The sequence below is a fragment of the Sphingomonas sp. PP-CE-1G-424 genome, from assembly GCF_004341085.1.
Classification (GTDB): Bacteria; Pseudomonadota; Alphaproteobacteria; order Sphingomonadales; family Sphingomonadaceae; genus Sphingomonas.
The window spans coordinates 288,351-314,092 of record NZ_SLXW01000003.1 but is presented as its reverse complement, the minus strand read 5'-3'; the positions used below and the strand labels follow the sequence as shown (position 1 = coordinate 314,092).

The following is a 25,742-nucleotide window of genomic DNA, read 5'->3' as shown; positions in this document are numbered from 1 at the left end:
CAGCGGTTAAAAAGCTGCAATTTCAACATCGATCAGCCCAGCGTTCAAATCGCCGCTGCCGACGCTCATGACGAAAAACGCCTGATACGAGGCATCGACCATATAAAACTGCAGAAAGATGGCTTATTTCAGCGGCTCCGCCAGTCTGGCGAGATCGAACATTGATCTTGCTCAGTGTCCTTATCTTTCCTGTATCTCCATCGAAAGGTTTGAATTTATTTTCGTTTAGATCCGAACTGGTTCTATAAGGTTTTTCTCCGTCACTTATCGTTTGGGTGTTCGATCGATATACCTTGATAAAAGCACGTTTCAGCTGGTAGCGGCCTTCGGGTAGATATACGGAAAATCTCAGGAGGAGATCACGCCTATCTATTTGGGAGAGTGCTTTGACCGGACTATCAATCGAGGCCGGTGTCGCCGCGTTCACTGCGATCGATTCGCACGCGGGCGTGAGAAAAATATATTCGGCGCAGGCAAGACTATTCGAGTCAGGCGATCACCACTGGAATATTATACGAAATCCCTTCCGTGATCCGGCGTCGCGGCTGTGAGCAACAGTCGACTTTCGTCGATCTGGCTGATCGGCGTCGCGATACCGGCGGGTCTGCTGTTGGCGCCGTCGATCAAGGCCGATCCACAGGTCGAGAGCCGATCAGGGCCGATCCTGACGCTGGACGGGCATCGCTTCCGCGATCTGGACCGCAATGGCAGGCTTGATGCGTATGAGGATTGGCGGCTGTCACCAGAGCGACGGACGGACGACTTGCTCGGTCGCATGACCCTGACGGAAAAGGCAGGGACGATGCTGCACGTGGCGCTGCCGACGATCGAGACCGCTGCCAGCCCAGGGATCGGCCGAACCTTCGAGCGCTATGACCTAGCGCGCGTTACCACGATGGTGCGATTGCATGGCATCACCAGCTTCGGCAGCCGGATCGCTCTTTCCCCGCGACGCTTTGCCGAGCAGAACGCCGCGCTCCAGACGATCGGCGAGTCATCGCGGCTCGGGATACCGATCACCATTGCCACCGATCCTGACAAGGAAATGCGCGTGGCACCCCGCGTCAAAACGAACGGTCGTGGCCGGATCGGCGATGGCGACACGCCGGCACCGATCATCGCCGCAGGCCGCGCCGGCCGCGTTGCAGAGGCAAGGATCGACGCGTCGGTCCGGCCGATCATGATCGCCAAGTTCGTCAGCGGGCTTTTCGAGAACCCCTACGCCGCTCCGGTCGCGGCGCAGGCAACCCGCTGCCGTTCGAACTGCGGTACGTGATGGCGGCGGTGACGCAACGTCCAACAGTTCGCCGAGGTTCGGATCAGTCGCTGGGCGCGGCCTCCACGAGCTCGGCATTCGCCGACCGGCAGGCGGCGAGGATGGCGGAATCGCCAAGACGGTCGGTCACGAAATAATCGATCGCATCGAGGCCGGTGATCCGGATCGGAGCAGGCCGATGGAGCTTGGAGCGATCGGCGACGAGGATCACTTTCCGCGCCTGCGCGATGATCGTCTGCGACACGCGCACCTCGTCGACATCGAAATCGAGCAACGTACCGTCGCGATCGATCCCGGACGCACCGACGATCGCGAAATCGGTCTTGAAGCCACGAATGAAATCCATCGCCAGCGTGCCGACGACCGCCCGGTCGGCAGGACGGACGCGACCGCCCGCGATCAGGATCTCGATCGACGGCGTGTCGCGCAGGATGTCGACGACGTTGAGGTTGTTGGTGATCACCAGCAAGTTGCAATGACCGGTCAGCGCCCGAGCAACCTCCTCCGTTGTCGTGCCGATATTGATGAACAGGCTGGCGCCGTCGGGGATAAGCTGCGCCGCCGCCGCGCCGATCGCGGCCTTCGCCTCCGACGCGAACGCTCGTCGTACACCATGATCGAGATTGTCGACTCCCGACGTCGCCACCGCACCGCCATGCACACGCGACACCATCGCCGTTTTCGACAGTTGGTTCAGGTCCTTGCGGATCGTCTGCGACGAGACGCCGAACTCAGCCGCCAGCGCTTCGACGCTGACGCTGCCGGTCTGGCGCGCGAGTTCGAGGATCCGACGGTGGCGGAGCACGGCGTGTTCGAGCGGCGCCGGGGTCATGCTCGGGTCGACGGTCGGGCTTCAAGATAGGCGGTCAGTCGCTCGGCTGTCCCCGACGGGACATGAAGCCCTAGCTTGCTGCGTCGATACAGGATGTCGTCGCTCGTTTGCGCCCACTCGCGCGCGATCAGATAGTCGACCTCACGCTCGGTCAAGCCGCCGCCAAAATCTTCGCCGAGCGCCGCGATATCGACGGCATCGCCGAGCAGCGCATCGACATCGGTACCATAGGCACGCGCCAGTCGACGAAGTAACGCGGAAGGCAATCCGGGCCGCGCGGCCGTCAGCCCTGCAAGGAACCGATCGAAATCCGCCTCCGGCATATCGCCGCCCGGCAGCGCGATGCCGGCGGTCCAGGCCGGGCCGATCGCGGGGATGACCTTCGCCAGTTCGGCCATCGCGTGTTCGGCGAGCTTGCGATAGGTCGTGATCTTGCCGCCGAAGATGCTGAGCATCGGCGCCTTGCCCTCGCCCGCGTCCAGATCGAGCACGTAATCACGCGTCACGGCGGAGGCGTTTCCCGCATGATCGTCATGCAAAGGACGGATCCCGGCGTAGCTCCACGCGACATCGTCCGACGTCAGCTGGCGCGTGAAATAGCGGTTTACCGTCGCGATGAGGTACGCCGTTTCCGCGTCGCTGATGACCGGCGTGCCGGGCGCGGCGTCCCATGGCTGGTCGGTCGTGCCGATCAGCGTGAACTTGCCCTCATAGGGGATGGCGAAGACGATCCGGCGGTCTTCGTTCTGCAGCATGAAGGCATGCGCGCCCTCGTAGAGTTGCGGCACGACGATATGGCTGCCCTTGACGAGCCGCACCTTGCTCTCGCTGCGGATACCCTCCGCGCGACCGATCACGTCGCTGACCCACGGGCCCGCGGCATTCACCAGCGCTTTTGCGCGTATCCGACGCTCGCCCCCCGCATCGACGATTGTCGCCGTCCATTCACCACCCTCCCGGCGGGCATCAAGCAGCCGGGTGCGCGTGCGGATTTCCGCCCCCCGGTTGGCGGCATCGCGCGCGTTCAGCACGACGAGGCGGCTATCTTCGACCCAACAGTCCGAATAGACGAAAGCCCTGCCCTGTCGATCGGCAAGCCCGTTGCCAACCGGCGATCGGTCGAGCGCGATCGTTTCGGTCCCCGGCAGCCGCTTCCGCCCGCCGAGATGGTCGTAGAGAAACAGGCCGAGCCGCACCATCCAGGCGGGACGCGGCGATTGCGTCTGCGGCAGGACGAAGCGCAGCGGCCAGATGATATGCGGCGCCATGCCCCAGAGCCGCTCGCGCTCGATCAACGATTCCCGCACCAGCCTGAACTCGCCATATTCGAGATAGCGCAGCCCTCCATGGATGAGCTTGGTCGAGGCGGACGAGGTGTGGCTGGCGAGATCGTCCTGCTCCACCAACAGCACGCGCAAGCCGCGTCCTGCCGCATCGCGCGCGATCCCCGCGCCGTTGATGCCGCCACCGACGATCAGCAGGTCGTAGTCCGGAGACGGAGATGAATGCACGGGATAGCCTTCCGCTTTCGATTACACGCGCTTTATCGCAATACGAAGCCAAACGAAAGGATTGACCGTCCTTTCAAACCGGCACAAGTCAGGCGCAAGCGGAGAGGATCACATGACCGGTAAGCACATCCTCGCGATCGATCAGGGGACCACGTCGACGCGCAGCATCGTCTTTGATTCCAAAGCCAAGTGCGTCGCGGCGGCGCAGGTCGAGTTCGCGCAGCATTATCCTGCACCGGGCTGGGTGGAACATGACCCCGAAGACATCTGGCGCGATGTCCTCTCGACGGCGCACGAGGCGATCGCCAGGAGCGGCGTCGCCGCACGCGACATCGCGGCGATCGGTATCACCAATCAACGCGAGACGACGGTCGTCTGGGATCGCGCGACGGGCACCCCGATCCATCCCGCGATCGTGTGGCAGGATCGCCGTACCGCGGCCAGATGCGCCGAACTGCGCGCGGCGGGCGCCGAGGACGAGGTGCGCAAGCGCACCGGATTGCTGCTCGATCCCTATTTCTCGGGGACCAAGGTCGCGTGGATTCTCGATCACGTCGCGGGCGCCCGCGACCGTGCCGAGCGCGGCCTGCTCGCATTCGGAACGATCGACAGCTTCCTGTTGTGGCGGCTGACCGGTGGCACCGTCCACGCAACCGACGTCACCAACGCGTCACGCACGCTGCTCTGGAACATCCGGGAAGACCGCTGGGACAGCGCGATGTGCGACCTGCTCGGCGTGCCGATCGCGATGCTGCCCGAGGTCCACGACAACGCCCATCACTACGGCGTGACGGCCCCCGGTCTGTTCGATGCGCAGATCCCCGTCGCGGGCATCGCCGGCGATCAGCAGGCGGCGCTGTTCGGCCAGGCCTGCTTCGCGCGCGGGATGACCAAGTCGACCTATGGCACGGGCTGCTTCATGCTGCTCAACACAGGGGCCGAGGCGATCCGATCGAAACACCGGTTGCTGACGACTCCCGCCTACCGGCTGGCGGGAAAAACCACCTTCGCGCTGGAGGGATCGATCTTCGTGGCGGGCGCGGCGGTGAAGTGGCTGCGCGACGGGATCGGGGTCATCACGCATGCGCGCGATACCGACGACATGGCGACGCAGGTGCCCGACAATCACGGCGTCTATATGGTGCCCGCTTTCGTCGGGCTGGGCGCGCCGCACTGGGATGCCGACGCGCGCGCAGCGATCTTCGGACTGACGCTCGGCGCGACGCAGGCGCATCTTGCACGCGCCGCACTGGAGGCGGTCGGCTACCAGACGCTCGACCTCGTGGCGGCGATGATCGCGGACGGCGGCGGAAGGCCCGCCAGCGTGCGCGTCGATGGCGGCATGGCGGCCAACGATTGGCTTTGCGGCTTCCTCGCCGACCTTCTCGAAGTTCCGATCGAGCGCCCGGGGGATTTGGAGACGACCGCACGGGGAGCGGCCTTTCACGCGGGGCTGGCAACCGGTGTGTGGTCGGGTCTCGACGAGCTGGAAACGCTTTGGTCGCGTGATCGCTGTTTCGAGTCTGCGATGTCAGACGATCAACGCACGAAGCTCGTAGCCGGCTGGCACGATGCGCTGCAACGGACGCTCAGGTAGCTGTAATCCGACACGCCCGAATTTGAGAAGCCGGGAAACCGTCTGTCGGGTGCCTTGGTCAACGCGGAGGCGGCATCCGGACATGGATGTCGGCAGCCGAGGGTACGAACCGCTTCACGGGTGCCGAAACGCGACGCCATCCGCGCTGAACGACAAGCAAAGCGACGGCTGCTCCCAGAGCGGCGATACCGAGTTCGACCATGCGACCGGGACGAGCGCCGAGGTCGTCGGCATGCCACAACCCCTCCCACTCTTCGTCCGATCGGATTTTCCTGGCCGCAGGGTTATAACGCGTATCGTACCGGGCATTGAAGTCGGTGTGGCCCGTCATATCAGGCTGCTTCCACTAAGTGTGTCGCCACCGGCAAGGCTTGAGTTCACCGGACGCGAGGTCGTTCGTCATGGTTCGAGATTACGGCGGGGGCGACTGGCGCCCCCGCCGGAGTGCTTACTTGCCGCGCAGCGTGTTGATCAGCGCGATGCCGAGAACGCCTGCCACGGCGGCGGCGGTGAACGGACGCTCCTTGGAGAACTGGCGGACATAGTCGATCACCGGACGAATATTGTCTTCCACGGCGTCCTTGGCCTGGCCATAGGTCTTCTGAACCGTGCCGCTCAGCTGGTCGGCGGCGCCTTCGGTCTGCAGCGACTTGTCGCCGATCGCGTTGCCGAGGCCTTCCTTGAGCTTGCCGCCGAGATCTGAGGTCGTGCCGGTGATGGTGTCGCTGTTCATGATGTATCTCCTTGGTTGCGTGTAAGAATGAACCGGATGCGAAACGTCTGAAAATCGGTCCGTATCCCGACCGTTTGATTTGGCGATGATCGCGCCCGCGTGTCCGTCGCGCGAATGACGGAACGCTTAAAGCGGGGAAGCCGGGTCCGTCAGGAGCCCGCAAGCCGCAGCGGCCTTGCCGACTTCGAGCGGCACCTTCGGATCCTTCACCTGCCCCGACACGCGAACAAAATCGCCGATCGTCAGCCGACCGGGCGTCGTGTCCCCCTGGCGCGATGCCTTGGCGGCGCGGCCGAGTTGCTGAAGCTGCCCGATCGACAGATTGGCTTCGAGGAGGTCACCGACGCACTGCGATTGCGCAGGCTGAAAACCATAGCCCTCGAGCGACGTGGCGATCTTGGCCGAGGGATCGACGCATGCGGCGAGCGCAAGTGCCCCGGCGCTAACGGTCGTGAGGCGAAAGGTTGTCCGGAAATCGATCATGATAAGCCCCATGTTGTGGGGATATGACGCTCAAACTCCGCCGAGACTGAAGCACATACTCCCCGGACATGAACTCACAGGGCCGAAGATATATTCAGGTATTTCGGTACTATAACCTGTGTTTTATGCACCCGCCGCGTGCCGGGCATACGCTTCGCTGAACGGCAGTCGTCAGCGAAGCGTAGCGTTCAGGTTCAGCCGTGTGAGCGGGCCGCCGCCTTCTGGGCACGGGCCTGCTTGGCGTAGTGATGGTGCGCGATCACGCAGCCGGCGGCGGCACCCATCACGGCATGGCCCTTGCCAACGAAGTGTCCGCCGACGCCGCCAGCCGCCGCGCCGCGGATGCAACCCTTGGCCAGCGCGGGCGAGACCGACAGCATCATCATGGGCAGAATGAACAGAGCACTGCGACGCATACGGACTTCCTTTTCGTTAATGCAGACCCGCAAAATACCGATGACGATCCTGCAACGTTCCATGTGATTTTTGTCACATTCCTCATCATCTGTTCGCGGCTGCTTCGTCGGGTCCGGCCACGACACCCGACGGCATTCCGCCGCCGACTTCGCAGCCGGCGGCGGTGATAGTTCGCTCGGTCAGACCCAGGGATCGACGATCAGAACGCGTAGCTCGCCGACAGCGAGAAGGTCCGCCCGAACCCTGCACGGTTGGTACCGGCATAGGCGACGCCATACAGCGAACCCGTCGTGGCAAGGTCGCCGACCGACGCCTGATCGAGTCGGCCGGACTGATCCCAGCTGTTGAACAGGTTGGCGACGTTCAGGCTGATCGTCAGCGGCTCGACCGGCTTGACGTACACGAACGCGTTGAAGATCCCCTGCCCGCGCTGCTTCAGCAGATTGCTCGAGTCCGTATAGGTCTTGGTCTGGCCCAGATACGTGAAGCCGATCGATCCCAGCGGCAGATTGAACGACGGCGAAATCGTGAACATGAAGTCCGGCGTCGCCGCAGGCGTGTTACCCGAATTGTTGCCGATCAGATCCTGCGCGATCCGCGAATGCGTGTAGACGATGTTCGCGTTGAGCGCGAAATGCTCGTACGACATCTGCGATTCCAGCTCGGCGCCGTAGGTTTTGTAGCGCTGGAAGATCTGGCGCTGGCCCACCGGGCGCGTGAGGTCGTAATTGTATTCGGTCGCCTGGCTGCGGAAGCCGGTCAGGAACGCGCCGTAGCTGAACCCGCCGACATTGCCGCGCTGCTTGATGCCCAGCTCCTGCTGCGTCACCGGATTGACCGCGACCGAGCGGCCGATGTCGGTCAGCCTGCCCGCTGCGGTGAACGCGCCGGGGAAGTCGGAAACGATCCGGTCCGCATTGGCGCGGTGGCCCTGGCTGACGCGGATGAACGCGCTGGTGTTGCCGTTGAACCGATAGTTCGCGCCGAGCGACCAGTTGAAGTAGTTGACGCTGTAATCGATCTTCTGCGCCACGCCGCTGTTCAAATACGTATTCTGCTCGGCCACCGACAGCGCGCCGTCGCCATTGACGTCGAGCGCGGATTTGGTGGCGGCGGTCTGGAAGAAATCGCCCGACGCGTGGAGGAATTCATACCGCCCGCTCGCATCGAGGCTGACATGGTCGTCCTCATAGTTCAGCGTCGCATAGGGTGCGTTGCCGGCATAGTTCAGGTCGTAATGGCGGTTGAAGGCGCCAAAGCCGGTGTTGTAGCCGGTGATGCCGTTGTCGGTCAGCCGCACGCCCGCCGCGTTGTACAGGTCGATCATCGCCGGGTCGTTCGCGGTTGCCGCGGTCAGGCTGCCGTTCCACTGCCAGTCCATGTTGATCGTCTGGTTGTAATGGTAATAGGCGGCGCGGGCGGTGACTTTCCCGGCGCCGACGTCGAACTTGCCCGTCACGCCGAAATCGTTGGCCCAATGGTTCATGTTGTTCATCGCGGTGCGCAGCGTCGGGTTGCCGTTGACGACCGCGTTGCCCGCGACGGTCTGACCCGCGTTGGGCCCGTTGGCATAGCGTGCGCTGGCGGCGGTGTAGGTCGTGCCGTTCGCGGTGGTGACCGTGTAGGGATTGGCGCCCGAGGTGAGCGCGCTGACGTTCGTCAGGCTGCCGAAGAACGGCACCGAGAACACGCCGTTGTTCCAGGTATAGGCGAAGCGGTTGTCGATCGCGAGATTCTTGCCGAAGTCGTAGTGGAGTTCGCCACCCGCAGTGGTCGAGCGGACCGAGATGCCGTCCTTGTTGTTGCCCTGCGAGACCGAACCGTCCGAATTCACGACCGGGAAGGTCAGGTTGTTCCTCGAGAACGACGTGTCCTTGCGCGCGTCATAGCCGTCGAGCGGGTAATAGCCGGTGATCGTGTCGCCCTTGACGTGGACGCCGAACGGCATCGATGTGTAGGTCGGCGCACGATCGTCGAGCCGCTTGAAGTTGAGGCGGATATAGCCGGCGTTGTTGTCGAACGTCTTGGTGACGTTCGCCTTCACCTGGTAACCGTTCTCCGCGGTGTAGCTGAGATCGCGCGGGCCTTCGCCGTTGCGATAGAAACCGCCGATGTTGAAGCGCAGCGTGTCGCTGATCGGCGCGCCGTAATCGAAGTCGACCCGCTTGTCGTTATAGCCGAGGCCGGTCGACACGCCGACGCGGCCGCCCGCGGTCTCGCCGGTCTTGGACACGTAGTTGATGACCGCGCCGGGCGCCTGCGAGGCGCCGGTCGACGAGGTGCCGCCGCGGACTGCCTGCAACCGGTCGACGGTGTAGTCGTAGCGTTGCCAGAAATCGTTGTTGCCGAACGCGATGTCGCCGAACTCAACGTTGGGAAGGCCGTCTTCTTGCAGCTGGACGTACTTCGAGCCACCCGAGGCGAGCGGCAGGCCGCGCACGGTGATGTTCGAATTGCCGCCCGCGCCCGCCGTCGATTCGACGCGGATGCCGGGGATCAGGTGGAGGACGTCGGCCTCGGAGCGCGGCGTGAACTGCGTGATCTGCGCGGCGGTGACGTCGCTGACCGAGGTCGAGCTGCGGAACTTGGTCTGGCCCTGGCGCGAACCGGTGACGACGATGTCGTTTAGGAACTGGCCCGACGCGCCGCTGTCGTCCGCGGTCGTCGCTGCCGCCACGGGCGAACCGTCGATCGCGGTCTTGGTGGTCGCGGTCGCAGAACCGTTCGCGGCCTGGCCGGGCTGCGGCGTGGTCGCCTGCACCGAAGGCGCACCGGGCTGACCAGACGCTGGCGTCGGGACCGTCGCGACCTGCGCGAACGAGGGCGTGGCCCCCAGCGCTACGGCGAGTGCAGCAAGCGAAACCAGTGACGTCGATGGCAGGCGCATGATCGGTCCCCTCCTTGGGATAATGACGCGACCTTCTCCGAGCCGCTCGATAATCGCCCTCTAAAACCACTTACAATCGATTGCAACAGTCATTTCGCAATCGATTGTCGAGGTTTTTGGGATGATGTTGACGGAACATGGTACGCGCCCGACAAGGCACGCGATCAACCGAGCGGAACAAGCGATGGACGAGGGACTGGGCAGGACGGGACGGCGGGTGCGCAACATCGCCGAACTCGCCAAGCTGGCGGGTGTGTCGGCGGGGACCGTGTCACGAGCGCTCGCGGGCAAATCGCTGGTCAATGCCGAGACGCGGGCACGGATCCAGGCGCTCGCGGCGGAACACGACTTCCGTCCGAACCAGATGGCGCGCCGGCTCAGGACTCAGCGGACCGGCGTGATCGGCGTCGTCGTCCCGCTCGGTCACGAACGCCGCCAGCATATCTCCGACCCGTTCTTCATGACGATGCTCGGCCATCTGGCGGATGCGCTGACCGAAAACGGCTATGACGTGATGCTGTCACGGATCATTCCGGATGCCGAGGACTGGCTTGAGGCTATCGTCGATTCGGGGATGCTCGACGGCGTGCTGGTGATCGGCCAGTCGACGCAGTTCGACGCGATCGAGCGCGTTGCCGGGCAATACCGCCCGCTGGTCGCGTGGGGCAGCCACTGGGACGGTCAGGTCCACTGCGCGATCGGCACCGACAATGTCGGCGGCGGGCGCATGGCGGGCGAGCATCTGATCGCGCGCGGTAAACGCCGCCTTGCGTTCCTCGGTGAAGTGCGCACGCCTGAAATCCGTCAGCGCTATGAAGGCGTCGTCGCCGCGACCGCCGCCGCCGGGCTGCCCCCTCCCCTCCAGCTCGACACACATCTTGCTTCGGACGTGATGGAGCACGAGATCGCGGCGCATGTCGCGCGGATCGGCCGCGACATCGACGGGCTGGCCTGCGCGTCGGACGTGATCGCGATGAACGCGCTGCGCGTGCTGGCCGATCACGGTCTCTCGGTGCCCGACGCGATCGGCGTGGTCGGCTTCGACGACCTGCCGCTCGCCGGGCAGACGGTGCCGCGGCTGACGACGATCCGCCAGGACATCGCTGCCGGCGCCAAGGCGATGGTCGCCGCGCTCTACGCCCGGCTGGCGGGCGAGGATTCACCGTCGGTCGAGATGGTGCCAGTGCTCGTGGAGCGCGACTCTACCTGAACAGACGCATGGTCTCCGTCGAGTAGAAGGCGGAACCACGGCGCGGCGGTACCGCCGAAATGCGCGCGGCGACGCTCGGCTGTGTCTGGCGCGACACCCTTGAGACCCCAGAAATCGACGAAGCTGATGACGTCGAGCTCGCCCGTCACCCACCAGCAATACGCCTGGAAGGGTTCCGCGGCCGGGTTTGCTGCGACCAGTCCCGATCCGTTGAGCGGACGCCACGGCCCAGCCATCGTGTCCGCGACCATCCCGTACAGTCCGGTCGGCGCGACGATGCCGGGCGCGAACCGCTTCGCCTGGGTCGACCAGAACAGGTAATAAAGCCCGTCGCGCAGGATGATGTGCGGTCGCTCGAGTTCGCTGTTCACGCCGATCGATTCGACCAGCGGCGGAGCGATCGTCCAGCGTGTATCGCCCGCGGCGCGCACGGCCACGCCGATCACGCCGTCGTCGATCGCATCGACCCAGCCTGCCGAACCAGCGAATAGCAGATACTCGGTGGCGTCGACGGGATCGCGGAAATAGCCCGGGTCGCGAAAGCCTTTAATCCGGCCATTTACGCCTTCGACCTGATCCGCACGGAGATAGTAGGTACCATCGGCGGCGATGGATTCGACGGGTTCGCTCCAGTCGAACGTCCTGCCATCGACGAACCGCCCCTGCGTTTCGAACAGCCGCTGCTCGAACGTTCGCGGACCGCCGCGTCGCCCGGACGCGGTAAAATACATCGTTAACGTCGTGTCGTCGTCGCCGAGCACCGCCGATCCCGACCATTCGCGACTGCCCGGCGTAAACCCTTTCGGGAACGTCTCGCCGTGATCGCGCCAGCCATCGGTGCCGTAGCTGGTCAGGCGGATCCGCGCCGCGTCATGGCGATCGTCGGGATCGTCGAATTTGGGCGTCGCGAGGAAGAACCACCAGCTGCGGCCGTCGATCATCGCGGTGCGGCCATCGGCATAGGCGATCTGCCACATGTCCCAGACGTCGCGGTCGGCGACGACCGGCACGACGTCGGCCGCGGTGATGACGGGAAGCTGGGCGTCGGACTGGTCGGCGATCCGACCGAGCATCTCGGCGGACCAATGGGTGATGGCGGGCATGGCTATCCTGGAGTCAGAAACGGAAAAAGGGAGGAATTCTTGGGAGGCTCACGCGGGCTCGATCCGGAACAGCGCGGCGCTCTCGGCCTTCATCGCCGGCGTCGGCAGCCCGGCCTGCGCGAGCCAGTCGCCCGAATAAATTACGCCGCCCTCGCGCATCGCCGCGAACACCGGCGCATCGGGCGCGGGATGCCCCGCCTCGGTAGCGAGGTCGAGCAGGTGGACGCGGAACGCACCACGCCCGGCAAGCATCGGCAAGCTAATCGCAGGCGGCCGGCGCACGGTGGTCGGTTCGACGCGCGTGACCTGAAGAATCAGGTCGTCGGGCTCGCCGTGCGCCTGCCAGACTAGGCCGTCGGGCCCCTCCCCCAGCCAGACGCGACCCCGATGCAGCCGGTCGCGCAACGCCTTGTACCGCGCGATTCCCGCCGCGAGCGTCGCAGCGTCCGTCTCTGGCATAGTCGCGGGATCGAGTTCGACGCCGAAATGTCCCGGCAGCGCGACCGCGGCACGGAACGCCATGCCCTGGCTGCGACCGGTTGAATGCGCCGGGCTGGCGCCGACATGCGCGCCCATCATCTCGGGCGGCATGAAGTGAAGGAAACCGCGCTGCATCCGCACCCGACTGACCGCGTCGATACAGTCGCTGGTCCAGAACCGGTGCGTCCGCGCGGCGATCCCTGCGTCGATCCGCCCGCCGCCACCCGCACACGCCTCGATTTCCAGCGCCGTATGCGCCGCACCGAGCCGGTCGAACAAGGCATAGGCGCCGCGAACCTGCGCGTGATAGCCGGCACTACCATCGGCGCTGCCGGCCACCGCGAGGTCCCGGTTGTGATCCCATTTCAGATACGCGATCGGCAGTTCGGTCAGCAGCGCATCGAGCCGGTCGAACAGATAGTCGCGGACATCCTCCCGCCCGAGATCGAGCACCAGCTGGTTGCGCGAACTATGCTGCGGCACGCCGTCCAGATGCAGCGCCCAATCGGGATGCGCGCGCGCGAGGTCACTGTCGGGGTTGACCATCTCCGGTTCGACCCACAGCCCGAATTCCATGCCGAGCCCGACGACGTGTGCGGCAAGCGGCCCCAGACCGCGCGAATATTTGGCCGGGTCGGGGACCCAGTCGCCGAGCGCGGCGGTGTCGTCGTCGCGGCCCTTGAACCAGCCATCGTCGAGCACGAACCGCTCCACGCCAAGCGCGGCGGAGCGGTCGGCGAGCGCCATCAGCGCGGCCTCGTCGTGATCGAAATAGAACCCTTCCCAGCTATTCACGTGAACCGGGCGCGGACGCATGCCCTCGACCGGCCACGGCGCGCGCGCGCGGATCGCGGCATGGAACGCCTGCATCGCGCCGTTGAGGCCCTCGCTCGAGCAGGTTGCGAGCATCTCGGGCGTCGCATAACGGTCGCCGGGCCCCAGCCGCATCTCGCCGGGCGCGAGCGCCTCGCCCATCTGCAACACCCAGACGCCGTCGTCGTCGCGCTCGATCGCGAGCCGGTGATTGCCCGACCAGGCAAGTTGCGCGGCATGAACGCGTCCGGCGTGCCAGCCGCTCGCCGGACCGCTGACGAACAGTCCGGGTGGCCCCGCATGCCCGGTCAGCCCGCGCCGGTTCTCGTGCACCCAGCCATGCGCAGGCATCGGTTCGGTCTGCGGCACGAATTCGGCATTGTGCCGCCCGGTGAAGCTGTGGATCTGCGCGCAATCGCCCGGCAGCGGCAGCGTCCCCGCGGCGAGCCATTCGACCTCGAGCGTGTCGTCGCCGTCGTTGATCACCTCGGCCGACAGCGTCAGCATGTCGCCGGCCACGGCAATCCGCTGGACCAGCGTCAACTGCGCAGCACGGTCGACCAGCGTGATAGTCAGGCCATAGTCGCCGGTTTCGATCGACACGGTCTCGAACCACTGTGCGAAATGCCGGCCGTCGCGGTGCGCGCGAATAGCGGGCGGTCCGAACCAGCCGGTGCCGAACGGCGGCACCACCGGTAACGGCTGGTCGATATCGAGCGAGAAGGACGCCGCCGGCCGCGTATCGGCCAGCGAGGGCAAGCCGCTAGCATCGACCGTCCCCCCCCACCAGCGCCAGACCGGCGGGGCGTCACCGCGCGGCTCGATAACCGCACTCATGGTGCTGCCGGTCAGCGTGATCATCGGCTCAGTCATGCTGCGTCGCCCCGACCGGAAGCCCTTCGGCATTGCGTTCGCGCACGGTCCACACCGCCGCCGCCGCGCAGAACATCAGGATCCCGCACAGCGTCAGCACGTTGCGCGGATCGCCGTGCATCAACGGCCCGTAATAGAACGGCAAGGTCGCTGCGATCAGCAGCATCGGGATGACGATCATCATGTTGAAGATGCCCATGTAGACACCGGTCCGCTCAGGCGGGATCGCTCCGGCGAGGATGACGTACGGGTTGCCCATGATGCTGGCCCAGCCGATACCGATGCCGATCGCGGGCACGAACAGCAGCGCCTTGCTCTCGATATGGGGCAGCCACAACATGCCGATCCCGGCCAGCACGAGGCACAGCGCGTGCAAGCTCGCCGCGCCCAGCCGCTTCGCCAGCGGCACCATCGCAAACGCCGCGACGAACGCGACGCCGTTGTAGAACGCCGCCATCTCGCCGTTCGTCAGCACCGCGGAGTGGAAACCCGACGAGGTCGGTACGTCGGTGCCGTATACCGAGCGGCCGATCGAATAGATCACATACCCCCAATACGCCGCCATCGCGTACCACTGGAACAGGCTCATCAGCGCGAGCTTGCGCATCGCCGGCGGCATGTCGCGGATCGCCGAACCGATCTCCTTCAGCGTCGCTGCGAAACCCTTGGGCTTGGCGGCGATCGCCGTGCGCTCGGCGAGCGACAGCGGCAGTTCGGGCACGCGCTTGATCGACCAGAGGATCGTCGAGAACGACAGTACCGCGCCGACCATGAACGCGATCCGCGCGGTGTACGGGATGTTGTGCGTGTCGACCCAATCCTGGTTCATCCCCGCCCACACCAGCAGCGACGGCGTCAGGAACGCTAGCATCTGCGCGAGCCCGGTGAACGCGCTCTGCGTCAGGAAGCCGATCTCGTGCTGGTCCTCGTTCAGCCGGTCCGACACGTACGCGCGGTACGGCTCCATCGTGATGTTGTTGCCCGCATCGAGGATCCACAGCATCGATACCGCCATCAGGATCGAGTGGCTGAGCGGCATGAAGAACAGCCCGAGCGCGCACAGCACCGCGCCGAACAGGAAATACGGCGTCCGCCGCCCCCAGCGCGAGTCCGTCCGGTCGCTCAGCGCCCCGATCAACGGCTGGATCAGCAACCCGGTCATCGGCCCGGCGAGCTGGAGCAACGGCAGCGACGCCTCGGACGCGCCGAGATAGCTGTAGATCGGCGCCATGTTGCCCTGCTGCAGCCCGAAGCTGAACTGCAACCCCAGGAACCCCAGGTTCATCTCGAGGATGCGCGGCAGCGATAGATGCGGCTTGCTGTCGGGTAGTCGCATGACGGGCCATCCTCATTGGCAAAAACGCCCGTCTGCGCGGGATCGGAGACGACCCTACAACGGTCGCCTCGAAAAGCAACAATCGATTGCAATGGGTGCACAGATTGCGCCCCATCGACCGAATTACGCCCGCGTGGCCCGGTCAAATCGATTGCGGCAATTTTACAACAAAACGACAAAACTGTTTCAGTTTTTGAAATTTTGCATTGCCAGAGCGCGAACGATGTGGCGACTTGTCGGCGGGGAGTGACAAGCATCGTCAAGATTCGCCGATCGGTCGGCGCGGGATGGTGCGTCGAAATCGCATATACAGGAATCATCGACACGTAATTTGAAGCAGCTCACCCAACATCGCCGTCGATCATCGCACCGAGAATAGCGCGTCTCGTGAACACGTCTTCAAAAGACGGCCCGATACGCGAGTTTAGGGGAAGGATCCTGAGAGTCTCACTTTGAAAGGGGCCTAGGATGATCAACTATACGAGCTCGACTTTGGCGTTGGCGGCGGCATTCCTCTCAGGAACTGCCGCGGCAGCCGCGCAGACCAGTCCTGAAGCATCTTCCCCGGCAGCATCAGTAATAGAGACTGCGCCACAGGAAGCCGGCAGCGATATCGTCATTCTCGGTACGCGCCGCACCGATCGAACACTGGCGGACTCGGCATCACCGGTCGACGTTATCAGTTCGGCCGAACTGGCCGCGCAGCCCTCCGCCAACATGCTCGACACATTGAAGAGCATCGTGCCGTCCTTCTACGTCGGCCAGAACTCGATCTCCGACGCCTCGACCTTCGTCCGTTCGCCGTCTCTGCGCGGCCTGCCCGCCGATCAGGTGCTCGTGATGATCAACGGCAAACGCTACAACCGGTCCGCACTCGTCCAGGTCTATGGCGGCAGCGATACCGGGCTCGGCCGCGGCTCGCAGGGTGCGGACATCTCGGCGATCCCGTCGCTCGCGATCGGCAGCCTCCAGATCCTGCGCGAAGGCGCCACCGCGCAATATGGCTCGGATGCGATCGCGGGCGTCCTGAACTACGGCCTGAAGGAAGTGTCGGGCCTCGAAATGGTCGCGCGCTACGGCGAATATTATGCCGGCGACGGCAAGAGCTATCAGATCGCCGCGAATGCCGGCGTCGCACTCGGCAAGATCGGGTTCGTCAACGTCACCGGCGAGTATAACGACGACGGTCAGACCAGCCGCGGTGCGCAGCGACCCTCCGCCGCCAACTACGCGATCAACAATCCGGGCTCCGCGTCGCAGCTCCCCAATTACCCGCTCCCTGCGCAGATCTGGGGTTCGTCGCCGTCGCACGGCTATAAATTCGTCGTCAATTCGGCGATCGACGTCACGAGCGACAGCAAGCTCTACTTCTTCGGCAATTTCGCGCGCAGCAAGGCGGATCAGAGCTTTAACTATCGCGCCTCGGTCACCAGCACCGCGGTCGATACCGATGGCGTGACCCGCACGCAGAGCGCCAACGCGCTGTTCAACAACACCTTCTTCCTGACCGCGTGCCCGACCGGCAGCGCGACCTGCCCCGCCGGCGGCTTCGTCCGCGACGGCAACACGTTCCGCTACAGTTCGCTCTACCCGGCAGGCTTCACGCCGCGCTTCGTCGGCGTAACCAAGGAGCTTTACGGGACGCTCGGCTACAAGGGCGAGATCGCGGGCGGCCTGAAATACGATCTGTCCGGCTCGCTCAGCCGCAACACGTTGACGCTGTCGATGTACGATTCGCTCAACGCCTCCTACGGCCCGCAGACGCAGACGAGCTTCACGTTCGGCGAGCTGATCCAGGAAGAGGCCGACGCCAACCTCGATCTCAGCTACCCGCTGGAAGTCGGACTGCCGAGCCCGCTGACGATCGCGGGCGGCGCCGAATTCCGCAAGGAGACCTATGAGCAGACCGTCGGCGATCTGCAATCCTACGCCGCCGGCCCCTATTCGGTCGCGCAGCAGCTCTACGCGCAGACCGCACCCGGCGTTTACAGCTTTTCCGGAACGACCAGCGCGCAAGGCGTCGGCGCCAGCGGCTATGCCGGGACCAGCCCCGAAGCCGCCGGCCGTTACAGCCAGAAGAGCTATGGCGCCTACCTCAACGTCGAGACCGATCTGACCACCGCACTCAGCGTCGGCGCGGCCGGACGCTACGAGCATTACGACTCGTTCGGGGGCGCGGTGGTCGGCAAGTTCAACGCGATCTACAAGTTCGCCGACGCGTTTTCGCTGCGCGGCACGGTCGGGACCGGGTTCCACGCACCCTCGCCGGGTCAGTCGAACAACGCGATCATCACGACCGCGTTCGTCGGCGGCAACGCGGTCCAGAGCGGCACTTACCCGGTCAGCACCGCGATCGCGCAGTATTTCGGGGCCGATGCGCTCAAGCCCGAAAAGTCGACCAACTACGGCATCGGCTTCATCCTCAACCCGGTGAAGAACCTGACGCTGACCGTCGACGGCTACAGCATCAGCGTGCGCAACCGGATCGGCATTACGCAGAACTTCATCGTCTCCGCGGCGGATCTCGCAGCGCAGCCCGCGCTGCTGGCGGTGGGCGTCAACGGCCAGGTGAATTACTTCACCAACGGCTTCAATACGCGCACGCGGGGCGTCGATGTGGTCGGCACCTACCGCACGACGCTCGACGAGGCTGCGGTCAACCTGACGCTCGCCTACAACTATAACAAGAGCACCGTCACCAAATACGATCCGCAGGTGATCGGGCCAAATCAGATCCTCGACGCCGAGCATCTGGCGCCGAACCACCGCGTGGTGTTCACCACCAACTGGTCGCTCGACGGCGTCAGCATCAACGTCCGCGAGAACTATTACAGCTGGTGGCTAAGCGCGCAGGATTACGTATCGACCTCTAACCCCGTGGCGCAACGTTTCGGCGGCAAGTTCACCACCGATCTCGACGTCAGCTATACCTTCGCCAAGAACTACACGCTGACGCTCGGCGCGCAGAACCTGCTCGACGAACGTCCCGACAAGCTGGCCTCGAAGTCCACGCCGATCTACCCGCTCACCGGTGGATCGTCTGACGGGCAGGTCTATGCGCGTAACGGTGGACCGTTCGGCTTCAACGGTGGCCTCTATTACGCCCGGCTTCGCGTGAAATACTGAGATCGTCGGGGGCGCTTCGGCGTCCCCGACTCTCGCGGATTGTCCACACCAGAGCGATCGCCAGGGTTTTCGTCACCGGAGAAGTCTGTATCCAGTACGGACAATCACTGTGACGGGGCCCTGCATGCACTATGACGACGTGATCATCGGCCGGCGCAGCATTCGCGGCTATCTACCCAAGCCGGTGCCGCGCGCGCTCATCGAGGAAGTCCTCACGCTGGCGATGCGCGCACCCTCATCGATGAACACGCAGCCCTATCATTTTCACGTCGTCGGCTTCGCCGCGCTCGACGCGATCCGCGCGGGCAACACGCAGCGGATGGCGGCTGGCATCCCGCAGTCGCGCGAGTTTCGCACTGGCGAAGCCTTCGCGGGCGCGCACCGCGAGCGGCAGGTCGGCGTCGCCAAACAGCTCTTCTCGGCGATGGGGATCGCCCGCGACGACAAGGACGCGCGGCAGGACTGGGTGATGCGCGGCTTCCGCCAATTCGACGCGCCCGTATGCGTCATCATCACCTACGATCGCGACGTCGCTGGCAGCGACGACACCGCGTTCGACTGCGGCGCGGTGGCCACCGCGCTCGTCAACGCGGCCTGGTCGCGCGGGCTCGGGACGGTCATCAATAGCCAGGGGATCATGCAGTCCCCCGTCGTCCGCGAACACACGCGGATCCCCGATGACCAGGTCATCATGAAGAGCATCGCACTGGGCTGGCCCGACGAAAAATTCCCGGCCAACGCCGTAGTCTCCGAACGGCGCCCGGTCGCCGAGGCCGCGATGTTCATCGGCTTCGACGACTAGCGGATCGTATTCACCCGGCCGCTCAGGGAAATAACTGATCTTCCCCCCTCCCTGAAAGGGAGGGGCTGGGGGTGGGTAGGCCCGCTCGTGTCGCCGACGTTCCATGATACGGAACCCGACCCACCCCCGCCCCCTCCCTTCCAGGGAGGGGAGAAAAGTCTTCAGCAAGCCAAGGTCGATCCTCGTCAGAGGAGTCGATCAACCCTCAACCCGACCCTACCAGCTAAGCCCAGCCCGCGCGTACAGGTACCGCCCGTTGAACCCGAACGGCGAGTAATACGGGAAGCCGATCACCCCGGTCGTGTTGTTCGCCGGGATCGTCGCATCGGGATACACGTCGAACAGGTTGCTCACCCCCAGTCCGAGCTGCGCCCCCTTGCTCGCCTGATAGCGGAGTTCGACATCGGTGATGACGTGCTTGCCGCTATGCACGTCGGCGGCCGGCGTGGTGCCCGGCTGGTTGACGTCGCCATAGTAGGTCACGCGCGCCAGCGCCCCGAGCCGATCGAGCGACCAGTCGACCGATCCGGTCACCTTCGCGCCCGGCGTGCCGTCCTCCAGCGTCAGGATTCGGCTACGCGCGAACAGCGTCGGCGCCGGGTTCAGCGTCGAGGTCGAGGTCGGCACGCGCGTCACGTCGCTGTCGTTGATGTTGCCCGCGATCGTTAGGTCGAAGGTCCCGGCCGCATCGGTCGGCATCCGGTAATGCGCGACCGCGTCGATACCCTTGGTAGTCGAGGCGAGGCCGTTGATGAAGAACCGCGCCGCGGTCGCCCCCGATCCGGCGAGCAGGCTGGCGATCTGCGCGTTGACCGCAGCCGACTGGCTGGTCGATGTCGTGATGTTCTCCGACAGCCCGATCTGGTTGCGGATGTGGATCCGGTACGCATCGACGGTCAGGTCGAACCGACCGAACCGCACCACCGTACCGAACGACAGATTGGTCGACTTCTCGGGCTCGAGTGGCAGGCCGCCCAACCGCGTCGCGACGGGGCTGACCGACGGGAAGGTGCCGGTCTGGATTGGCACGCCGTTCTGGATGACCGTCGCGATCGAGGTAAAATACTGCTGCTGGAGCGCAGGTGCGCGGAACCCGGTCGAGGCGGTACCGCGCAATGCGAACCACGGTGCGAAATCATAGCGCGCGGAAATCTTGCCGGTGCCGGTCTTGCCGAAGTCCGAATAATCCTCGCCGCGCCCGGCAAGACCGATCAGCAGCTTGTCGGTCACCTGCGCCTCGAGATCGAGGTAGACGCTGCCGTTGCGACGATGGCGATCGACTTCGTTGGCCGGCGCGAAGCCGCCGAACCCCTGCGCGCCAGGCGAAGCGCCCGCGACCGCGCCGGTGGTCGGGTAGCCATAGGAGGCAAGTTCGCCCGCCTGGATCTCGAACCCCTCGCGGCGTCCTTCGACACCGAACGCGACGTTAAGCCCCTGCAACACGTCGAGCTTGCGGCTGACGTCGAGCCCGGCGACGAGCTGGTCGTAGACCAACGCGCCATCGGAGAAGTCCTTGGGAGTTGCCGCACCATATGCGTAGTTGGCGGAATTGAGCGTGCGAAAGCCGATCTTGTTGCGGCCATAACTGACGTTCAGATCGACGTTCCAGTCGGCGACCTCGCCCTTGATCCCGACCGCGGAGTTGATATCGCGCGACTTGGTGTTGATCAGCGGCAGGAACCCACCGGTATACCCGGCCAGCTGGGTGGTCGCGCTGTCGAGCCGCGGGAAGGCGGCGCTGCGCGTGTCGCGATCCTGATAGCCGAGCCAGCCATACAGCTTCCACGTGCCCGTCAGCGTCGTGCCGGCATTGGCGAAGATGCTGTATTGCTCGACCTGCGGATCGCCGAACCGGCCGGTGACGCGGGTCGGGGTGACGCGGGGGTCGAAGTCGGCGCGGTTGGTCGCCTGCCGGTCTAGATACTCGCCCGACACGGTGAGGAACCCGTCCTCGCCAAAGTCGATGCCCTGCCAGCCCGATACCGTGACGGCATGCTCGCCGTTGGTGTTGCGGCTGCCGCGCGCGGTATCGATATCGGTGTTGTAGAAGCCGTAGTTGACGGTCGCGCCGCCTCCCGAGCGTGCCTCGCGCAGCCGCAGGTTGACGACGCCGGCGATGGCGTCGGATCCATATTGCGCCGATGCGCCGTCGCGCAGCACTTCGATCCGGTCGAGCGCCACGGTCGGGATCGTGTTGAGATCGACCGCGGCGGAGCCACGCCCGACCGAGCCGCCGACGTTGAGCAGCGCCGCGGTATGACCGCGCACGCCGTTGATCAACACCAGCGTCTGGTCGGGCGACAGGCCGCGCAGCGTCGCAGGCCGGATCGCGTCGGTGCCGTCGACCGCGGACGGCCGCGGAAAGTCGATCGACGGCGCGATCGCCGACAGCGCCGCGCCGAGCTCGGTCGTCCCCTGCCGCTGGAGCGCCGCCGAACTCAGCACGTCGACCGGCGACGCGCTGTCGAGCCGCGACCGGCCGACCGCGCGCGTTCCGGTGACGATGATGTCGTCCTGCGTATCGGGCAGCGCCGCGGCGGCTTGGTCGGTGGCGGCCGGGGGCGGCGCGTCCTGCGCAAACGCCGGGTACGCGGCGGTGAAAGCGAAAGCCGAGGCGGTGAGCGCCAGCGCGGTACGATAAGCAGTCATGATAGTGTCCCTGTTGAGCGATCGTTCTGCGACGATCTCGATGCGTTTGATGATTTTCGCCGCCTTCAGCGGTCGCGATAGGCCCCGAGCGCCTGTCCGATAAGCGCAAAGAACGCCTGACCGGATGCACTGGCCGCAACGTCCCACTCTGGATGCCATTGCACCGCCAGCACATCCCCCCCGCACGGTCGCGCGGAGAACGCCTCGACCAATCCGTCGGATACCGCATGCGCCTCGACAGTCAGGCCCTCGCCCAGCCGATCGATGCCCTGGCGATGCACCGACGTGACCGAGATGCTCGGTTGCGCGATCGCCGAGGCCAGCAGCCCGCCAGCGCTCAGCGTGACGTCGTGCGTATGATCGAACAGCGTTTCATACGCGGTGGCGTCGTCGGTCGAGCGATGATGCCCCTCGTCGAGCGTGTCGGTCAGCGTGCCCCCGAACAGCACGTTCAGTTCCTGCAGGCCCCGACAGATCCCGAACACCGGCCGGCCTGCCTCAATCATCCGTCCCGCCAGCTCCAGCGCCACTGTGTCGCGGTCAAGATCGAGCGAGTCGTCCTCCGTGTTCGCCTTGCCGTAGCGGCCGCCAGCGACATTCGACCGCGATCCCGTCAGCAACAGCCCGTCGAGCCGCCCAGCAAGCGACCGCGTATCCATTGCATCCGCCACCGCAGGCACCAGCAGGACGGTGGCACCCGCATAGCGCACCAGCGGCTCGACAAAGCGCGTGGCGACCGCCTGAATCGGCCGGTTGGCGATCTCGTTGCAGCACAACACCCCGATCACCGGTTTCGGCGGGCCATCGATCTCACGACGACAGGTGAACCGCCTCATGCGGCGCGCCCCCGCAGCGTCTCGTGCAGATGGTCCGCGGCCTCGCCCGCCAGAATCACCGCGGTCGGTTGCGCGACGACGCTGCCCGCGGGGACGTCCTCCAGCAACCAGACATTGCCGCCGATCGTCGCCCCCTGCCCGATCGTCACGCGCCCGAGGATCGTCGCGCCCGCATAGATCACCACGTCGTCCTCGACGATCGGATGGCGGGCAAGCCGTTCGCGCGGCGAGACATCGGTGACGCCGAGCGGGCTGCGCGCGCCGAGCGTCACATGCTGATACAGTTGCACACGGTCGCCGATGATCGCGGTCTCGCCGATCACGACGCCGGTGCCGTGATCGATGAAGAAACGCCGGCCGATCGTCGCGCCCGGATGGATGTCGATCCCGGTCCGGCCGTTGGCCAGTTCGGACACGATCCGCGCGACGATCGGCGCGCCGAGGCCGTAGAGCGCATGCGCGATGCGGTGGTACAGGATCGCGGTGATACCAGGATAGCAGACCAGGATCTCGTCGGCGCTGCGGGCCGCGGGATCGCCGAGGAACGCCGCACGAACGTCGTCGTCGACCAGTTCGCGGATCGGTCCCAACTCGGCGGCGAAGAGATCGACGATCATCGCCGCCTGGCTCGCATCGAACGCCAGCACCGCCTCTTCCTGCCAATAGCCGAACTCGCGTTCGATCTGCCGCCGGAATTCCGCCAGCGCCGCACGAAGCCGCGCTTCGACGAACGCATCCTCGAGGTCCGCCGGGCCGGCGAACGCGCCGAGCCGTCCGGGAAACAGCGCCGCGACCAGATCGTCCATCGCCGCCGAAACCGCATCGCGCGACGGAAACCGCGCGACCGTATGGCGGCCATCGGCATCGTGCCGCCACGCGGTGCGCGCCGCGCGCAGTTCGGCGATCGTCGAGGCGAGATCGAGGGTGTCGGGGACGTGCATCATGATCGAATCCTCATGTCATCGCAGTTCGGCGTAACCGGCGCGAATTGCGGCGGCTTCGAGTGCAGCGATCGGCGCGAGCGCGGTGCGGTCTGCCGCTATCGCACCGGTCAGGAACAGGTGCGCACGATCCTCCGCAAGATCGGGATCGACCATGACCCGATCTAGCGCCATCCTAAGTGCCGTCACGGTAGCCGCGCTTGTCGAAGCGGCGGTCACGAACGGGAGCGTCGGCGACGCCGGGCTGTGCGCGACGATCCGCAACGCCGTCGTCACCGCCGGTTCGAAGCGTTCGATCGCTGCATAGGTCACGCAATCGATCGCGGCGATATCCGCTTTCCCTGCGCCGACCGCGATCATGCTCGCGTGGTGCGAGCCTGTTTCGATCACGCTGGCAAAGAACGCCCCCTCCCCCGCGACCGGTGCGATCGTTGCCCGTAACAGGTTCATCCCCGTGTTCGATCGTCGATCGTTGATCGCCGCGCGGCCCTGGCGGAAACCGTCCAGCGCCGTCCTGTCATCGTCGACCCGCGCCACGATCACGCTCCTGTGGGTCGCCACGACGCAACCCGGCGGCGCGTACACCGGCAGCGCCAGCACGCGGAGCGCCAGCGACGAATCGGCGATTAGCGGGTATCCGCAGGTCTGCCCGAACAATAGCGCAGAGTCTCGCCACAGCGCGTGGACGTCGCGTGACCGGTCAAGCGTATCCGGTACGCCGGCAACGCCCTCCGACCGCAGGATTTCCGCCATCGCCGCCCATAACCGATCGTTCGTCGACCGCTGCGCCGGATGATCGTACATGCCAAGCGATGCGCAGTACCTCGTCAAGACGGGGTGCCCCTATGCCGCGGATGGATCATGTCGTCATGCGACCGCAGCGCGAACCGGCGGACAATCTCGCCATACCCGCGGTAGACCGGCGCCCCCAGATCGACGAACCGCGCCCGGTTGCGCGCATGATACTCCGGCAACCTATACCAGGCGAGCGACGGCGATTCGTGGTGTGCAGCGTGCAGGTTATTGTTGAGGAACAGCAGCCCCAGCACACCGCCGCGTTCGACGCTCGCCGCACGGCCGGGGCTCGCCAGATCGGCGCGATGCTCGGCGTAGGACCGCAGCATCGTCAGCGCCATCCCGGGATAGACGAACGTCAGGATATAGCGCGCAAGCCCCAGCCCGACATGATCGAGCCACACGACGAGGATCGCGACCGCAGCCAGATGCGGCGCCCAATCCTGCAGGACACACGCCGGTTCGCGGGCCACCCGCCGGCCCTCTCCGAGCAGAAACCGTACGACCGAGATCGGCGGCCCGAAGATCATCTGCCCCGCCAGCGTCGATTGCAGCCGGCCGAGCAACGCCGCCAGGCCGTCGGTGCGCGCGCGATACCGCGATTCCGGATCGTGCGACGGATCGGTGATGATCGCGGCGGCGTGATGCGCGCGGTGGCTCCGGTAATACGATCCATACGGCAGCCACAGCGACAACGGCACGAACCCGATCACCGCGTTGATCGGGGGGTATCGCGTCGGATGGCCATGGATCGTCTCGTGCTGCAACGACCCGTGCCACGCGAGCAGCCACCCTCCGATCGCGACCAGAACGGGCCAAGGAACCGCGTCATGCCACGCGGTCGCGGCGAGCCAGCCGCCATAGATCGCAACCGCCACGGCAACCGTCGGCCACTGGATATTCGAACGCTCGATCGATCGTGGCATCGCCACCTCCTGGTTACGCGAGCAATGTCCCCCAGATCGATAGGCGTTGGAAAGTCTTTGTCCTTTGTGCCACCAAAGCTTTTGTTGGTGGGGCCACAACGACGGCTGATCGGGAT

Annotated in this window: 19 protein-coding genes; 5 read left to right on the top strand and 14 right to left on the bottom strand. The window is 65.3% G+C overall.

What is annotated here, in order from left to right; all coding sequences use genetic code 11:
- Positions 1-547: 547 nt before the first annotated feature.
- Positions 548-1,276, top strand: a complete 729-nt coding sequence (locus C8J43_RS11610; protein ID WP_133031032.1) for a hypothetical protein — start codon at positions 548-550, stop codon at positions 1,274-1,276.
- Positions 1,277-1,319: 43 nt separating this feature from the next.
- Here C8J43_RS11610 and C8J43_RS11605 read toward each other — a convergent pair whose 3' ends face one another.
- Positions 1,320-2,108 (bottom strand): DeoR/GlpR family DNA-binding transcription regulator, encoded by a 789-nt coding sequence (locus C8J43_RS11605; protein WP_133031031.1) that lies wholly within the window; start codon positions 2,106-2,108, stop codon positions 1,320-1,322.
- Positions 2,105-3,619 (bottom strand): glycerol-3-phosphate dehydrogenase, encoded by a 1,515-nt coding sequence (locus C8J43_RS11600; RefSeq protein ID WP_133031030.1) that lies wholly within the window; start codon positions 3,617-3,619, stop codon positions 2,105-2,107. The genes C8J43_RS11605 and C8J43_RS11600 overlap by 4 nt, the downstream gene beginning before the upstream one ends.
- A gap of 112 nt (positions 3,620-3,731) precedes the next feature.
- On the opposite strand from C8J43_RS11600, the gene glpK reads away from it, so the two are divergent.
- Entirely contained in the window at positions 3,732-5,216 is a 1,485-nt protein-coding gene (gene glpK, locus C8J43_RS11595) for a glycerol kinase GlpK (RefSeq protein WP_133031029.1), read from the top strand.
- 448 nt (positions 5,217-5,664) lie between these two features.
- Here glpK and C8J43_RS11590 read toward each other — a convergent pair whose 3' ends face one another.
- The 4 genes from C8J43_RS11590 to C8J43_RS11575 all read right to left on the bottom strand — a co-directional run bounded on the left by C8J43_RS11590 (position 5,665) and on the right by C8J43_RS11575 (position 9,736).
- Entirely contained in the window at positions 5,665-5,949 is a 285-nt protein-coding gene (locus tag C8J43_RS11590) for a CsbD family protein (protein WP_060525355.1), read from the bottom strand.
- A 126-nt stretch (positions 5,950-6,075) separates the two neighbouring features.
- On the bottom strand, positions 6,076-6,444 hold the full coding sequence (locus C8J43_RS11585) for a hypothetical protein (protein WP_243645549.1): 369 nt from the start codon (positions 6,442-6,444) through the stop codon (positions 6,076-6,078).
- Between the two features lie 182 nt (positions 6,445-6,626).
- A complete protein-coding gene (locus tag C8J43_RS22340; RefSeq protein WP_243645548.1) occupies positions 6,627-6,974 on the bottom strand; it encodes a hypothetical protein in 348 nt (115 codons plus the stop codon).
- Positions 6,975-7,048: 74 nt separating this feature from the next.
- Entirely contained in the window at positions 7,049-9,736 is a 2,688-nt protein-coding gene (locus C8J43_RS11575) for a TonB-dependent receptor (RefSeq protein WP_207893385.1), read from the bottom strand.
- A gap of 184 nt (positions 9,737-9,920) precedes the next feature.
- Here C8J43_RS11575 and C8J43_RS11570 point away from each other — a divergent pair, with 184 nt between their 5' ends.
- Positions 9,921-10,946, top strand: coding sequence for a LacI family DNA-binding transcriptional regulator (locus C8J43_RS11570; RefSeq protein WP_121884952.1), 1,026 nt, complete (start codon positions 9,921-9,923; stop codon positions 10,944-10,946).
- On the opposite strand, the gene C8J43_RS11565 is transcribed toward C8J43_RS11570, so the two are convergent.
- From C8J43_RS11565 to C8J43_RS11555, 3 genes are read right to left on the bottom strand one after another with little or no spacing between them, the layout of a single operon-like run.
- A complete protein-coding gene (locus tag C8J43_RS11565; protein ID WP_133031028.1) occupies positions 10,871-12,049 on the bottom strand; it encodes a glycoside hydrolase family 68 protein in 1,179 nt (392 codons plus the stop codon). The two genes, C8J43_RS11570 and C8J43_RS11565, sit on opposite strands and share 76 nt — an antisense overlap.
- Positions 12,050-12,097: 48 nt before the next feature.
- On the bottom strand, positions 12,098-14,215 hold the full coding sequence (locus C8J43_RS11560) for an alpha-galactosidase (RefSeq protein WP_243645547.1): 2,118 nt from the start codon (positions 14,213-14,215) through the stop codon (positions 12,098-12,100).
- The gene (locus C8J43_RS11555) at positions 14,208-15,551 is read right to left on the bottom strand and encodes an MFS transporter (protein ID WP_133031026.1); all 1,344 of its coding nucleotides are present in this window, start codon (positions 15,549-15,551) and stop codon (positions 14,208-14,210) included. The genes C8J43_RS11560 and C8J43_RS11555 overlap by 8 nt, the downstream gene beginning before the upstream one ends.
- A 468-nt stretch (positions 15,552-16,019) precedes the next feature.
- On the opposite strand from C8J43_RS11555, the gene C8J43_RS11550 reads away from it, so the two are divergent.
- Together C8J43_RS11550 and C8J43_RS11545 are read left to right on the top strand one after the other, a co-directional pair.
- The gene (locus C8J43_RS11550) at positions 16,020-18,677 is read left to right on the top strand and encodes a TonB-dependent receptor (RefSeq protein ID WP_133031025.1); all 2,658 of its coding nucleotides are present in this window, start codon (positions 16,020-16,022) and stop codon (positions 18,675-18,677) included.
- Between the two features lie 124 nt (positions 18,678-18,801).
- Positions 18,802-19,479 carry a nitroreductase gene (locus tag C8J43_RS11545; RefSeq protein WP_133031024.1) on the top strand — a complete coding sequence of 226 codons (678 nt, stop codon included), beginning with the start codon at positions 18,802-18,804 and terminating at the stop codon, positions 19,477-19,479.
- Between the two features lie 216 nt (positions 19,480-19,695).
- Here the strand turns inward: C8J43_RS11545 and C8J43_RS11540 are convergent, their stop codons facing one another.
- From C8J43_RS11540 to C8J43_RS11520, 5 genes are all read right to left on the bottom strand, one after another.
- The gene (locus tag C8J43_RS11540) at positions 19,696-22,128 is read right to left on the bottom strand and encodes a TonB-dependent receptor (protein ID WP_133031023.1); all 2,433 of its coding nucleotides are present in this window, start codon (positions 22,126-22,128) and stop codon (positions 19,696-19,698) included.
- Positions 22,129-22,193: 65 nt separating this feature from the next.
- Positions 22,194-22,964 (bottom strand): gamma-glutamyl-gamma-aminobutyrate hydrolase family protein, encoded by a 771-nt coding sequence (locus tag C8J43_RS11535; RefSeq protein WP_165899615.1) that lies wholly within the window; start codon positions 22,962-22,964, stop codon positions 22,194-22,196.
- The gene (gene epsC, locus C8J43_RS11530; protein WP_133031022.1) at positions 22,961-23,908 is read right to left on the bottom strand and encodes a serine O-acetyltransferase EpsC; all 948 of its coding nucleotides are present in this window, start codon (positions 23,906-23,908) and stop codon (positions 22,961-22,963) included. Before epsC ends, C8J43_RS11535 begins: the two co-directional genes overlap by 4 nt.
- Before the next feature lie 15 nt (positions 23,909-23,923).
- The gene (locus C8J43_RS11525) at positions 23,924-24,709 is read right to left on the bottom strand and encodes a PhnD/SsuA/transferrin family substrate-binding protein (RefSeq protein ID WP_243645546.1); all 786 of its coding nucleotides are present in this window, start codon (positions 24,707-24,709) and stop codon (positions 23,924-23,926) included.
- Positions 24,710-24,732: 23 nt separating this feature from the next.
- Positions 24,733-25,626: a fatty acid desaturase gene (locus tag C8J43_RS11520; protein ID WP_133031020.1), complete on the bottom strand. Its 894-nt coding sequence runs from the start codon at positions 25,624-25,626 to the stop codon at positions 24,733-24,735.
- Positions 25,627-25,742 lie beyond the last annotated feature (116 nt).